The following is a 13,689-nucleotide window of genomic DNA, read 5'->3' as shown; positions in this document are numbered from 1 at the left end:
ACCAGCAAAATTCTCATTGTTGATGATGAAGCTCCGATCCGGGAAATGATCGCTGTTGCTCTGGAAATGGCTGGTTATCACTGCCTTGAAGCAGGAGATGCCAGAACAGCCCATGGGATGATCGTCGACCACAAGCCTGACCTGATTCTTCTGGACTGGATGTTGCCGGGAATGACTGGCATTGAGCTGGCACGACGTCTTAAGCGTGAAGACCTTACGGCATTAACTCCCATTATCATGCTCACAGCCAAAAGCGAAGAAGATAACAAGATTCAAGGGCTGGAAAGTGGTGCAGATGACTACATCACCAAGCCATTCTCTCCTCGTGAGCTTGTGGCACGCCTGAAAGCCGTTTTGCGCAGAACAGCCAATACAGGACAAAACGAACCTATTGAAGTTCTTGGTGTGACTCTCGATCCTATCAGTCACCGGGTGTCTATTAACGGAGATCCTGCCGAAATGGGGCCAACGGAATACAGACTCCTGCAATTTTTTATGACCCATCAGGAGCGGGCTTACACCCGAAGTCAGTTGCTGGACAATGTTTGGGGAGGTAATGTCTACGTAGAAGAGCGTACTGTGGATGTACATATCCGTCGACTTCGCAAAGCCCTTGGCAATGATCATGAAAAACTTATCCAAACCGTCAGAGGCACTGGCTACCGTTTCTCTATAAAAGTGTGATGCCCTGGGTGTGTACATTAAAAGAATAAACCGGAAGAACTGTGAACCAAAACTGGCAAATTGAAGTAACGAAACGTCTGTTTCTCATGCTGGGTGCATGTATTGGAATTGGTTTGCTAACCGGTAAAACCATTTTGGTTCTGCTTATCGGGTGTGGACTATATCTTCTCTGGACATTGAAAAACGTTATCGAGCTGATTCGCTGGCTTGAAACCGCCGCATCATCATCAGACCCTGTTGACCCTCCTAACGGACATGGCTTATGGGGTGAGATCTTTGATGCCTCGTATCGATTGATGCGGAAACAAGAGCGCGCCCGGGATCGCCTGAAGGCTGTTATCAATCGTTTTCAGGAGTCTACTTCAGCCTTGCGGGATGCTGTTGTACTGACTAATGACCAAGGACAGATTGAGTGGTGGAACCCTGCCGCTGAACACATTCTGGGGCTACGTAACCCTGACGACGCCGGTCAAGTAATCACCAACCTGATACGTCACCCTCGTTTTCTGAAGTACTTTGAAAACAAGGCTTATCAGGACCCACTGTTGCTCCCATCACCAGTATCGACTGAAAAAAAACTGCTTGTTTCTATTACTCTTTATGGACCAGAAAACCGCTTGCTGGTTGCCAGAGATAACACTCGTGTGTTCCAGTTGGAACAGATGACCAAAGACTTTGTTGCCAATGTTTCCCACGAGCTGAGAACCCCCCTGACAGTTATCTCTGGTTATGTGGAAACACTGTTGGATACTTTGGAGCTTATGCTGACAGCTCCGCCGCCGGTTCTGTCAAAAGCCCTGAATCAGATGCAGAGCCAGTCCGACAGGATGGCCAACATCATTGAAGACCTGTTGATTCTTTCCAAACTGGAAACCGCTGACAGTCTACAGGATCTAGTACCGGTTTCTATTTTTGATCTACTTCATGATGTTGCTGCCGATGCCCGGACTTTCAGTGGAGACAGAAGCCACTCGATTGAAGTCTCCTGCAAGGCTGAAACAGCTATTCTTGGCAACGAGAAAGAACTGCGCAGTGCAATTTCCAACCTTGTATTTAACGCGGTTAAATACACGCCGGATAATGGCAACATCAAGCTGAAATGGGTTGTTGAACTCAATACCGGTTATCTTTCAATCAAGGACAACGGTATTGGCATTGATCCACAACACATTCCCAGACTCACCGAACGCTTTTACAGAATCGACAAGAGCAGACATGCATCAACAGGAGGCTCAGGTTTAGGTCTCTCAATTGTGAAGCATGTACTGCTCAGGCACGATGCGACGCTACTGATAAAAAGCAGACCCGGACGAGGAAGCAGTTTTACCTGTCACTTCCCACAAAGTCGCTTGGTAGTAAAAGAAGCTGCGTAATTGACGCACTTAGCGTGACTCTATAATACAATCAGCGCGTTCTTTACCGGCACGCTGTAGGTAATCCTGAAACAACTTCGGGGCACGACCAGTTAACGAACCTTCCCACTGATGTACACCACCATCGGCATCCTGATATTCAAAGAGATAGCGTTTGATATTGCGTTTCTTCTTCTCACCAGCGGCTGGCTGGCCAAAATCCTCAAGGGAGACTCCCTGCTCTTCCATCATTTTACGAATAGCATCAATGCTGTCTTTTTTAGCCTGAAGCTTTTGCTGTTCGGCCATAACAGCCTGACGTTTTTCATCCAAAACATCCTGCAATCTGGAAACAATTCTCTCCATATCCTCAACATGCACATCCCGAAACAGCCCGCGCATACGGGTTTTACTGCTCAGTCGGTGCATAATTTCCTCAAATATATTCACGAATCAGATCCTCGCTCTGACAGAATAAAGGCGATTGAAAAATAGGTAATAGAACCCAGACTGACAACCGAAAATATTTTATTTCTAAACTTGAAAGGGTTGATAGTGAGGTGGACCCCTCTCTATTTATAATTATTCTGTCAGGGTGAACATATCTATGCAGTACAGGGGGGTATAGCTGTGCCATAAAGTTATGACACAGCGGGAGGTCAGGAGTTGGGCAATATATTCCTTTTCTGGTGAACAGCACGCTCAGTCAGTTACAGAGCTTTCCCTGCTCTAAATAGAACTTTCTCACCCTCATCAGGGATGATGATATTTTTTCCAAAGTCCCCACCCTCTGCACGTATAGCACTATTAAGAACACTCTTTGTTGTAAAACAGTGATCCAGCGAATTCATATGTACAGCAACGATCTGGACATCGCGGTTAGCCATCTTAGCGGCCTTGAAGAGCTCAATAGCCTGAGTCTCATTCATTAAAAGAGGATCCGGGCTTAGAGCTTTTATAACTGCACCACCGGTGTGAGCGATCACGATATCGGGTGAGTATTTGGCAACAATAGCCTTAATCCTTCCTTCCTTATCGAGGATGGTATCATTTGTCCAGTAGATTGTAGGTTGTCCCTCAGCCTGTATTATTATTCCATTTACTCCCCCCATCAGCGGAACCAATACTCCCGTTCCATGTTGAGCGAACTCCTGAGTGAAAGTGATACCTGCGTACTTCACAGATTTCGACTTTTTGGAACCAATTGTCGTTACATTGGTAAAGCCGTAGTTATGGAGCTGGTCAATAAAGCTGGTCCGGCTTTTGACAGGATTTTTCAGATCAAGAGGAGACGCGTTATCTGGTGTAAAAATAGGGATATTTTTATCCAGGGCAACCGCCGCCGCAGGATCAAAATGATCCGCATGCATATGACTAACAACAACCGCATCTATTCCTTCAAGGATATAATTAATGCTAACCGGTAACTGAATGGTCGGATTCGGCTCAATACCTGCAAATGAAGGTATTGAGTGCTTAGCTCCTAACATTGGGTCGAGTAAAAGCGTTTTACCATTGTATTTCAGTTTGGCCGTAGCGTTTCGGTAAAACTCATAAGAAACCTCTGACTTACCCTTACTATATCCCTCTGTGGTATTGGAACGATTCCAGGCTTGGTGCCCACAGGCAGACAACACCAGTGCTGTCAAAATAACAAATAGTTGTTTCACAATGATACTCCATACTGACTCAGGTGCTTCCTGTGCCGGAGGCACTGATTACACCATTCACATCATCAACCCAAGGCATAGTGATACTCGCCCCAGAGACATCAATCACGCTTCATATAACAAAACTGGAATTGTAGACAACACAACACCCGCAAATCCCAAGATGCTCTATTAAGAAGATAATATTCTTTTGAAAGCTAACCATATAACAGGACGTGACATATCCACATATACTGTTACGGGGTAAGGGTTATTAAGTGTTGCTTTAGTGAGCAGGAGGTGACAAAAACATTCATCCTTAGATATCAAGCAATAATATTTATTTGGATATAAGTACCAAAATGGCGTTTTTTGGGTGAACTTATACTTATCTCCGACAGAAAAACATCATCTTCTTCTATTAAGTGCCAGCCTTCCCCCACTGTTTAAAACTGCACGTTATCAGACGCTATACTCAGTTTGACTTTACAGCCCGACGGACATTATTAACTCACTCGTTGTTCTGGCCTGAAAGGCTCAAAGGCCATGAAGGGGTTTTCATGGTGCAAAGTCGCCCAATACGACAAACATGGATGGAGTTGTACCATGAAAATAAATTTCCCCCGGGTACCGGTGCTGGTACTCATGCTGACCTTTCTGACCGGTTGTGTCTCCTCAGGCTATAAAGCCGGTTCTGCCTATAAGCCCGCTGACGACTGGTCATCTTGCTCTGCAAAAGGTGGCCTGGCTTTGGGCCTGCCTGCTGCAGCGTTTGACCTGGCTACCGGTGGCGTTGCTCTCGTTGCGGGTGCGCTGATGTCTGGCGTTGCCTGTGCGGTTGCTGATGATGGTATGGCTGTTATGCAGTTTGGCCTTGATTCTTCTACCCTCAGTCAGGAACAGATGGAGTTTCTGGATAAGATGGCCAAGGATGTAAAGCCCGATATGGTTGTTGATGTGACTGGACACGCTTGTGATCTTGGTGAGGAGTCATATAACCAAACTTTGTCGCTTAAGCGGGCCAAAGCCGTGAAGGATTATTTAAAGAAGAAAGGTGTTCCGGACAGTCAGATCAGAATGTCCGGCAAGGGTGAACTTGCACCGAAAGTTACCAACTCTTCTGAGAGCAACCGCAGCATGAACCGCCGCGCAGAGGTCAGAGTTATAAAAAAGTAAGTCTAAGCAGGAATATAAGAAAAGGGAGCTGACATGAGCTCCCTTTTCTTTTCTGAAGTAGCTGTTTAAGCCATCCCGATAAGTGCCCCTTGCTTGGGTTTATCTTTTTCAGATGACTTTGGACAGGAGATGGTTTTCTTCACATTTTCCCCCTCAACACTTTCCAACTTCACGTCAAATTTCCAAAGCCTGTGGATATGTTTCACAATCTCCGCAGCACCATCATCCAGCGGACGACTCTGGTGCATAAAGTGGCGCAGTGTCAGAGAACGATCCCCTTTTACATCCACGCTATAAACCTGAATATTCGGCTCTCGGTTTCCAAGGTTATATTGTGCGGCCAAAGCTTCCCTCACCTGGCGATAGCCGGAATCATTGTGAATGGCATCGACTTCGAGGTAAGCGTTTTTCTCATTATCCACAATGCTGAATAAACGCATGTCTCGCATGACTGTGGGAGAGAGATACTGGAGAATAAAGCTCTCGTCCTTGAAGTTCTTCATGGCGACGTGCACAGCGTCCAGCCAGTCGGTTCCGGCAAGATCCGGGAACCAGCGATAATCTTCTTCCGTTGGCTCCTCACAGATACGTTTGATATCCATAAACATCTTGAAACCAAGAGTATAAGGGTTTATGCCGGAGAAACGACGATCATCAAAATCAGGCTGATAGATCACACTGGTATGAGAGTGCAGAAACTCCAGCATGTAGCCTTCGTCAATCAAACCCTCGTCGTAGAGTTTATGCATCAATGTATAGTGCCAGAAGGTCGCCCAGCCCTCGTTCATTACCTGCGTCTGGCGCTGTGGATAAAAGTATTGGGCCACCTTACGCACAATGCGCACCAGCTCCCGCTGCCAGGTATCCAGCAATGGTGCATTCTTTTCGATGAAGTAGAGGATATTCTCTTCAGGGTCTTTCGGGAAACGCTCGGTGTGCTTTTCCATGGATTTTTCCTGCTGAGGAATCGTGCTCCAGATATCATTCAACGTACGCTGAATATACTCCGCACGTTCTTCCTGGCGCTTCTCTTCTTCGCCCGCAGAGAGGGGACGTGGCCGTTTATAGCGGTTCACCCCCTGATTCATCAGAGCGTGGCAGGCATCGAGAACTTCCTCAACAGCCTCCACTCCATATTTCTCTTCACATTTGGAGATATAATGCTTAGCGAACATCAGGTAGTCGATAATCGACTCTGCGTCCGTCCAGGTGCGGAACAGATAATTACCTTTGAAGAAGGAGTTATGGCCATAGCTGGCGTGAGCCAAAACCAGAATCTGCATCGCCATGGTGTTTTCTTCCATCAGGTAAGCAATGCAAGGATTGGAGTTAATCACAATCTCATAGGCCAGCCCCATCTGGCCACTCTGGTAACGCTGCTGGTTACTCAGGAAGTGTTTACCGAACGACCAGTGGTTATACATCAGTGGCATCCCCACGGACGCATAGGCATCCAGCATCTGCTCAGAGCTGATCACTTCAATCTGGTTGGGATAGGTATCGAGACGATACTCGGCTGCAATCCGTGCCAGCTCACTGTCGTACTGTTGAATCAGATCAAAGGTCCAGTCGGCACCTGTTGCTATTGGTGAAGATTGGGGTTCACCTTTCTTTGGGCAATCTTCCATCATGCTTCCTTTTTCTCGAACAGCTTGCGGAATACGGGATAGATATCCGCTGCCGTCTTTATTTGTTGCATGGCAAAGGTGTCAGGATATCCATCCTGAATAGTTTCGTATTCACGCCAGAGGTTCTGGTGCTGGCGGTCGGTAATCTCTACATAAGAGAAATACTGCACCAGCGGCATCAGCCCATTCACCAGAATCTTACTGCAAACCGATGAGTCCCCTTCCCAGTTATCCCCATCGGAGGCCTGGGCGACATAGATATTCCAGTCGTTAGGAGAATAACGCTTTTCGATAATGTCTTTGGTCATGTCCAGCGCGCTGGACACAATCGTGCCCCCGGTTTCCCGGGAATAGAAGAAATCATCTTCGTCCACTTCTTTCGCAGCGGTATGGTGACGAATAAACACCACTTCAATCTGCTTGTAACTGCGTTGCAGGAACAGGTAGAGCAGGATAAAGAAGCGCTTGGCCATATCCTTGATTTCCTGAGTCATGGAGCCGGACACGTCCATCACACAGAACATCACCGCCTTATTGGAAGGCTGGGGCACTTTCACAAAGTTGTTGTAGCGCAGATCGATATCATCAATAAACGGCAGCTTTTTCATTTTTCCGTTCAGCTCTTTCAGCTCTGCACGAATCACATCCGCCCGATCCTTATCCATGGAGCCGGGCTGCACTTCCATCTCACGCAGCTCGCGCTTAAGCTTTCGAATCTCACGACGGGTACCGCCTGAAAGCGCAATTCTGCGGGCGTGGGCGCTGCGCAGGGAACGAACGATATTCAGTCTGTCCGGTGGGCCATCGGTGGTGAAGCCCGCCTGATGGGTACGGAACTCGACCATTTCGTGGAGCTGTTTTTCACGCATGTTCGGCAGTTCCAGACCGTCAAACATAAACTCCAGAAATTCATCGTGATTGATCTGGAAGGTGAACTCATCCATACCTTCACCCTGATCACTGGCCTGACCATTGCCAGAACCACCCTGACCACCGCCACCGGGAGGGCGCTTAATACGGTCGCCAGTCACAAACTCTTTATTGCCGGGCATCACCTGCTGATTCAGGCCACCGGTACCGTGATGGAAAACAGGCTCAGATAAGTCTCTGCGGGGAATGGTGATACTGCTGCCACTCTCGACATCGGTAATACTGCGCTTGTTCACCGCTTCCGAAACCGCTTTCTTAATATGCTTGCGATAGCGATTCATAAAGCGCTGACGATTCACAGTGCTTTTGTTTTTGCCATTGAGCCGTCTGTCGATGATCATGCTCATCTCATGCGCACTCCCTGTGCCGCGATGCTGCTAAGAGACGTCTGGGGCGAGACCGGCGCCATCCTTGGTGCCGCACTCACAATCCCTGGTGATCGCCTCGCCCCTTCCGTCTTTACCTCTACATCTTTAACTTTTTATCACTGAGACTTCCGCACTCGGATGTACCACTCGGACAGCAACCGTACCTGCTTCTCGGTGTAGCCGCGCTTCATCATCCGTTTCACAAACTCAGTGTGCTTGCGCTGCTCTTCCTGACTGCCCTTGGCGTTAAAGCTGATAACCGGCAGCAGGTCTTCCGTGTTGGAGAACATCTTCTTCTCAATCACGGTGCGCATTTTCTCGTAGCTGAGCCAGCTTGGATTCTTGCCATCGTTACCCGCACGGGCACGGAGCACGAAATTCACCACCTCGTTCCGGAAATCCTTCGGATTAGCAATGCTGGCGGCTTTTTCGATTTTCTCCAACTCATCGTTGATCGCGCCACGATCAAGAATGTCGCCGGTTTCAGGGTCACGGTATTCCTGATCCTGAATCCAGAAATCAGCATAAGTGATGTAGCGATCAAAGATGTTCTGGCCATATTCGGAGTAGGACTCCAGATAGGCGGTCTGAATTTCTTTGCCCAGGAATTCAATGTACTTGGGCGCGAGGAATTCCTTCACATAGCGCAGATAACGCTCGTGCACTTCCTGTGGGAACTGCTGTTGTTCGATCTCCCGCTCCAGTACATACAGAAGGTGCACAGGGTTGGCCGCCACTTCTGAAGGATCGAAGTTGAATACCTTGGAGAGAATCTTGAAGGCAAAACGGGTGGAAAGGCCTTCCATGCCTTCGTCCACACCCGCCGCATCCTTGTATTCCTGCAAAGGCTTAGCTTGTGGGTCGGTGTCTTTCAGACTTTCACCGTCGTACACACGCATCTTCGAGAAAACATTGGAGTTTTCAGGCTCCTTGATACGAGAGAGCGTGGTGAATTGCGCCAGCATCTTGAGTGTATCCGGTGCGCAAGGCGCTTCTTTCAACGAACTGTGTTCCAGCAGCTTGCTGTAAATCTTGATCTCTTCACTGACACGGGTGCAGTAAGGCACCTTCACGATATTCACCCGATCAATAAACGCTTCATTGGTTTTATTGTTCCGGAAGGATTGCCACTCAGATTCGTTAGAGTGCGCTAAAATAACACCGTCATATGGGATGGCGCTCATGCCTTCGGTGCTGTTGTAGTTGCCTTCCTGAGTCGCCGTCAGCAGTGGATGAAGTACCTTGATGGGAGCCTTAAACATCTCCACAAATTCCATTACACCCTGGTTTGCACGACAGAGTGCCCCTGAGAAGCTGTAAGCGTCGGGGTCATTCTGGGAGTATTCTTCCAGCTGGCGAATATCGACTTTACCCACAAGGCTGGAAATGTCTTGATTGTTCTCATCACCTGGTTCGGTTTTGGCAATACCGATCTGGTCAAGAATGCTGGGGCAGAGTTTCACAACCCGGAACTGGCTGATGTCGCCGCCGTATTCATGCAAACGCTTTACCGCCCAGGGCGACATAATGCCCCGCAGGTAACGGGGAGGAATACCGAACTCATCCTGTAAAATGCCAGCGTCTTCCGTGGGGTTGAACAAGCCCAGTGGCGATTCAAAAACCGGTGAGCCTTTGATGGCGTAAAAAGGCACTTTCTCCATCAGGCTTTTTAGTTTTTCAGCCAGAGACGATTTACCACCACCTACAGGGCCCAACAGATAGAGAATCTGCTTCTTCTCTTCCAGCCCCTGTGCGGCATGCTTGAAATAGGAAACAATCTGCTGAATGGCATCTTCCATGCCATAGAACTCTTCAAAGCCCTTATAGCGTTTGATCAGCTTGTTGGAAAAAATACGGGAGAGGCGCGGATCACGGGAGGTATCAATGATCTCGGGTTCACCAATCGCCATCAGCATACGCTCGGCAGCATTGGCGTAAGATGTGGGATCGTCTTTGCATCGCTGGAGGTACTCCTGAAGAGAGATTTCCTCCTGCTCTTTGAGTTTGTAACGCTGTTGGTAATTATTGAAAATATCCATATTCCCCACCTGACCCTTAAGCATTAAAAATTTGTTTTTTGACTGCTTTGGGAGCGACAGCGTAATCTGCCCCGAGTTATCGGCTTTCTGTTTTTGGTGATTCTTCCCATCACATATTTCCAATGTGACGAGTACTTCAGATACCTCCGTTCTTGTGTGCTATCGGCAACCGATAACGCAGATAAATTTTCTTGTACTGTCCCTATTTTTTAAAACGAAAAGCTCTTTCCCGCAACTACTTAATAATTTTAGCTTATGCAAAAATTAACCTTGAAGAGAAATATTCATCTCTTTTTGCTCTAGTTGCTGCACGACAGTTTTTAAAAATCGTGCGGCTTCCCCACCTGTTGCCGCCCGATGATCAAACGACAATGAAAGACTGACAACTTTATGCACTGCAGGTTGCCCACGATAAGGTACAACCTGATCACCCACAGAACCCACACCCAGAATGGCAACGGCAGGCGGCACAACAACAGGTGTCGCATATCGTCCACAACCCAACGCACCAAAATTGCTCACAGAGATAGTCGCTCCCTGAAACACCTCTGGCGGGAGTTTCCGTTGTTTCACGCCACTCTTCAGTGCATTAATTTCAGTACGCAGCTCTTGGGCAGATAAACTGCAGGTATTACGCATCACTGGCACAAAAAGACCGTGTGGCGAATCCACTGCCAACCCGATCTTCACTTCATTCATCAGCTGCCGTTGCTCATTAGCTTCATCAAACCAGGCATTCAGTGCAGGCTCTTGCTGACAGGCAATGGTGAGAGCTTGAATAATGCGCACACTCAAATCTTCGTTTTCGTCCCAACTGTGGATATCTGCATCTGCAAACAAGGTTACGGAAACCACTTCACGACCAGACTTTGCCATAGCCTTAGCCATTTCCCGGCGCACACCTCTTAGCGGTTCACCGTTTTCCAATTCATAACTGACCGGTGCTCGTTCGAAGTTTCGTGTGAGGTGTGCAACAGCGGGTTTCACCATTTCCTTTATGCGAGCCGTGGATGGAGAAGCGCCCACAAAGAACTGCTCATCGTCATCGCTTTCAAGGGATTCAGATTCCTGAATGGAGCCAACAACCGTACCTGTGTCTTCGTCTTCCCCCTCAAACTCCACCAGCGATTCACCAGTATGAATCAAATCACCCGGCTGGCCGAACTGACGAACAATAACCCCGGAACAGGGAGAAGGAACTTCCACCACCGCTTTGGCGGTTTCCATAGACACGATTACCTGATCTTCGCGAACAGTTTCCCCTTCGCGAACATGCCACTGAACAATCTCTGCCTCAGGAATTCCTTCCCCAAGATCAGGTAGTTTGAAAAATTTCACGGCATCCCTCAGTGATAACCTCTGTGAAGCCTTATATTTTTTGAAGCCTTTGTTATTCAGATTAGATATAGAAATCGGATATGCAAAAGCGATTTGAAGTAAAAAGAGGATTTCAAGTCAAATCTGTGGAAGAATCACTATTGGTTAAATCTGTGACTGGTAGCTTATAAAGTCCAGAAAAACACCTATGCAGCCCCGGTCTTATACTTGCAGGCTGCACCCCTCTTCTCTGATATTCTCATGTGAGAAAGATACACCATGACTACCCAGCTATTTGAACCAATAAAGCTCGGCTCTCTTTCCCTTCAAAACCGTATTGTCATGCCCCCCATGACTCGCTCTCGTGCCACCCAACCAGGTAATACTGCCAACGATCTCATGGCAGAGTACTATGCACAGCGCGCCTCAGCAGGCTTGATTATTTCTGAAGCCACCCAGATATCCCCTATGGGGCAAGGCTATGCCTGGACACCGGGAATCTATACACCTGCTCATATCGAGGGCTGGAAAAAGGTAACCACCGCCGTGCATAAGGCCCATGGCGTGATATTCGCTCAGCTGTGGCATGTGGGCCGTGTGACTCACCCTGATAACATCGGTGGTCAGCAACCCATCTCATCTTCTGCGATTAAAGCAGATGGAGTGAGAGTCTTTATTGATAATGGCAGCGATGCGCCCTGCTTTGTTGAGTGTGTTGAACCACGGGAAATGACCAAGGACGACATTAATGAAGTCATTGAGCAGCACCGACAAGCCGCGCTGAATGCTATTGAAGCTGGTTTTGATGGCATAGAGCTACATGCAGCAAACGGCTACCTGATTAATCAGTTTATTGATTCCGAAGCCAACAACCGTACCGATGAGTACGGCGGTACTGTGGAAAACCGTCTTCGTTTTCTGGATGAAGTTGTTGGCGCTATTGTACAAGCCATTGGCCCTGACAGAGTCGGTGTTCGCCTTTCACCTTTAACAGACCTGAATGGCGCGGTGGATGCTAACCCGGAAGAAACCTACACCGAAGCCGCCCGCGTTTTAAACGCTCACAAAATTGCTTTTATTCATATTGCAGAGGTGGACAGGGGTGATGCACCGGTTATGTCCACTGTATTTAAGGAAGCTCTGCGGAACGCCTTTGATGGCACGATGATTTACGCAGCCAAGTACACAGCAGAAAGAGCAACAGCAGCCATTCGTGATGGCTGGGCGGATATGATTGGCTTTGGTCGTCCGTTTATTGCTAACCCGGATCTCCCAAAACGTATTATGAATGGCTGGGAATGGAACACCCACAACCCAGAGACTCTTTTTGGAGGCGGTGCGATCGGTTTAACCGACTACTCCTTCTATGAGCAGTCCCCCCAGCATAAGGACACCAACAGCGACCATGCAGTTACCCGCTGCAATTCTAGCTGTGCCACACTGTTTGACCCTATCAAACACGGCCATTTCAGCCTGGACAACCGGGTAGCCATGGCACCCATGACCCGCTCCCGTACTGACCAGCCCGGAGATGTCCCCAATGCTCTGATGGCAACCTACTACGAGCAGCGTGCATCCGCAGGCCTGATTATTACTGAAGGCGCACCTATTTCAGCAGTAGCCCGTGGTTACTCCCTGACGCCCGGCATCTATACAAAAGCGCATATTGATGGCTGGAAACTAACGACCGATGCCGTTCACCAAAAAGGTGGTAAGGTATTTATCCAGCTATGGCACGTTGGTCGTCGTTCACATACTGATATCGCCGGTGAAACACCAGTATCGGCCTCCGCCGTAAAAGATCCGGATCAGGTGTACGGCCCTCTTCCCGATGGCAGTTTCGGCATGGTTGAAACCAGCACACCACGCGCTATGACAGAAGACGACATTCAATCCACCATTGAAGACTTTGTTCAAGCCGCCAAAAACGCTATGGATGCAGGATTTGATGGGGTAGAAATTCATGGTGCCCACGGTTATTTGATTGACCAGTTCCTGCGGATTCACAGCAACCAGCGCACTGACAAATACGGCGGTAGTCAGGAAAATCGTATGCGCTTCCTTGTTGAAGTGATGCAGGCTGTTGTAGATGCCATTGGTGGTAGCCGTGTGGCTATACGACTGTCACCGTTTGTTACATCTGGCTATCCAGAAGACGATCCGGAGGTAGCTGAGCTAACCCTGAAGGCTCTGGAAGCACTGGCTCCCATGAACCTGGCGTATCTGCACTTCTCCGAGAATATTTCCAGCTATCAGGCTATGCCTGAATCTTTCCGTCAGCGAGCGCGCGAGGTTTACCCCAACCCCATTATGGTGGCTGGCAAATACACCAAGGAGAGCGGGCAGGATATTCTGGACAAAGGCTATGCAGACATCGTCGCCTTTGGACAGCCATTTATCACCAACCCTGATTTCTTTTACCGTATTCAGAAAGATATCGATCTGACACCAGTGGAAGACAGTGCCCACATAACGTTCTATGGTGGTGGTGAGCGGGGTTATACCGATTACCCTATGGCTGAGCAATTACTCTAAGCCTAAGCGAC

Annotated in this window: 10 protein-coding genes; 4 read left to right on the top strand and 6 right to left on the bottom strand. The window is 48.4% G+C overall.

Annotation, left to right across the window (positions count from 1 at the left end; translation table 11 throughout):
• Positions 1 to 9 precede the first annotated feature (9 nt).
• Both phoB and phoR read left to right on the top strand, forming a co-directional pair.
• Positions 10 to 684, top strand: a complete 675-nt coding sequence (gene phoB, locus E1189_RS11410; RefSeq protein ID WP_329601998.1) for a phosphate regulon transcriptional regulator PhoB — start codon at positions 10 to 12, stop codon at positions 682 to 684.
• A gap of 41 nt (positions 685 to 725) precedes the next feature.
• Positions 726 to 2,057, top strand: coding sequence for a phosphate regulon sensor histidine kinase PhoR (phoR, locus tag E1189_RS11405; RefSeq protein WP_329601997.1), 1,332 nt, complete (start codon positions 726 to 728; stop codon positions 2,055 to 2,057).
• A gap of 9 nt (positions 2,058 to 2,066) precedes the next feature.
• Here the strand turns inward: phoR and E1189_RS11400 are convergent, their stop codons facing one another.
• On the bottom strand, positions 2,067 to 2,486 hold the full coding sequence (locus E1189_RS11400) for an H-NS histone family protein (protein WP_329601996.1): 420 nt from the start codon (positions 2,484 to 2,486) through the stop codon (positions 2,067 to 2,069).
• A 260-nt stretch (positions 2,487 to 2,746) separates the two neighbouring features.
• Positions 2,747 to 3,706 carry an MBL fold metallo-hydrolase gene (locus E1189_RS11395; RefSeq protein WP_155160452.1) on the bottom strand — a complete coding sequence of 320 codons (960 nt, stop codon included), beginning with the start codon at positions 3,704 to 3,706 and terminating at the stop codon, positions 2,747 to 2,749.
• 585 nt (positions 3,707 to 4,291) lie between these two features.
• Between E1189_RS11395 and E1189_RS11390 the strand changes: the two genes are divergently transcribed.
• Entirely contained in the window at positions 4,292 to 4,861 is a 570-nt protein-coding gene (locus E1189_RS11390) for an OmpA family protein (RefSeq protein ID WP_196221385.1), read from the top strand.
• Positions 4,862 to 4,926: 65 nt separating this feature from the next.
• Here the strand turns inward: E1189_RS11390 and E1189_RS11385 are convergent, their stop codons facing one another.
• The 4 genes from E1189_RS11385 to E1189_RS11370 all read right to left on the bottom strand — a co-directional run bounded on the left by E1189_RS11385 (position 4,927) and on the right by E1189_RS11370 (position 11,164).
• Entirely contained in the window at positions 4,927 to 6,492 is a 1,566-nt protein-coding gene (locus E1189_RS11385; protein WP_230460335.1) for a SpoVR family protein, read from the bottom strand.
• Positions 6,489 to 7,766, bottom strand: a complete 1,278-nt coding sequence (locus tag E1189_RS11380) for a YeaH/YhbH family protein (RefSeq protein WP_155160450.1) — start codon at positions 7,764 to 7,766, stop codon at positions 6,489 to 6,491. The genes E1189_RS11385 and E1189_RS11380 overlap by 4 nt, the downstream gene beginning before the upstream one ends.
• Positions 7,767 to 7,903: 137 nt before the next feature.
• Positions 7,904 to 9,826 carry a PrkA family serine protein kinase gene (locus E1189_RS11375; RefSeq protein ID WP_155160449.1) on the bottom strand — a complete coding sequence of 641 codons (1,923 nt, stop codon included), beginning with the start codon at positions 9,824 to 9,826 and terminating at the stop codon, positions 7,904 to 7,906.
• A gap of 264 nt (positions 9,827 to 10,090) precedes the next feature.
• A complete protein-coding gene (locus E1189_RS11370) occupies positions 10,091 to 11,164 on the bottom strand; it encodes a dihydrolipoamide acetyltransferase family protein (protein ID WP_329601995.1) in 1,074 nt (357 codons plus the stop codon).
• Between the two features lie 258 nt (positions 11,165 to 11,422).
• Between E1189_RS11370 and E1189_RS25455 the strand changes: the two genes are divergently transcribed.
• The gene (locus E1189_RS25455; protein WP_230460334.1) at positions 11,423 to 13,678 is read left to right on the top strand and encodes an alkene reductase; all 2,256 of its coding nucleotides are present in this window, start codon (positions 11,423 to 11,425) and stop codon (positions 13,676 to 13,678) included.
• Positions 13,679 to 13,689 lie beyond the last annotated feature (11 nt).

It is taken from the genome of Parendozoicomonas verongulae (assembly GCF_009711465.1).
Classification (GTDB): domain Bacteria; phylum Pseudomonadota; class Gammaproteobacteria; order Pseudomonadales; family Endozoicomonadaceae; genus Sansalvadorimonas; species Sansalvadorimonas verongulae.
The sequence above is the reverse complement of the archived record's forward strand: the minus strand, read 5'-3'. Positions and strand labels throughout refer to the sequence as shown.

Excerpts from the sequence above, each read along its gene's own strand:
- E1189_RS25455 (WP_230460334.1), top strand. The coding sequence starts at position 11,423 with ATGACTACCCAGCTATTTGAACCAATAAAGCTCGGCTCTCTTTCCCTT.
- E1189_RS11375 (WP_155160449.1), bottom strand. The coding sequence starts at position 9,826 with ATGGATATTTTCAATAATTACCAACAGCGTTACAAACTCAAAGAGCAG.
- E1189_RS11385 (WP_230460335.1), bottom strand. The coding sequence starts at position 6,492 with ATGATGGAAGATTGCCCAAAGAAAGGTGAACCCCAATCTTCACCAATA.
- E1189_RS11390 (WP_196221385.1), top strand. The coding sequence starts at position 4,292 with ATGAAAATAAATTTCCCCCGGGTACCGGTGCTGGTACTCATGCTGACC.
- E1189_RS11380 (WP_155160450.1), bottom strand. The coding sequence starts at position 7,766 with ATGAGCATGATCATCGACAGACGGCTCAATGGCAAAAACAAAAGCACT.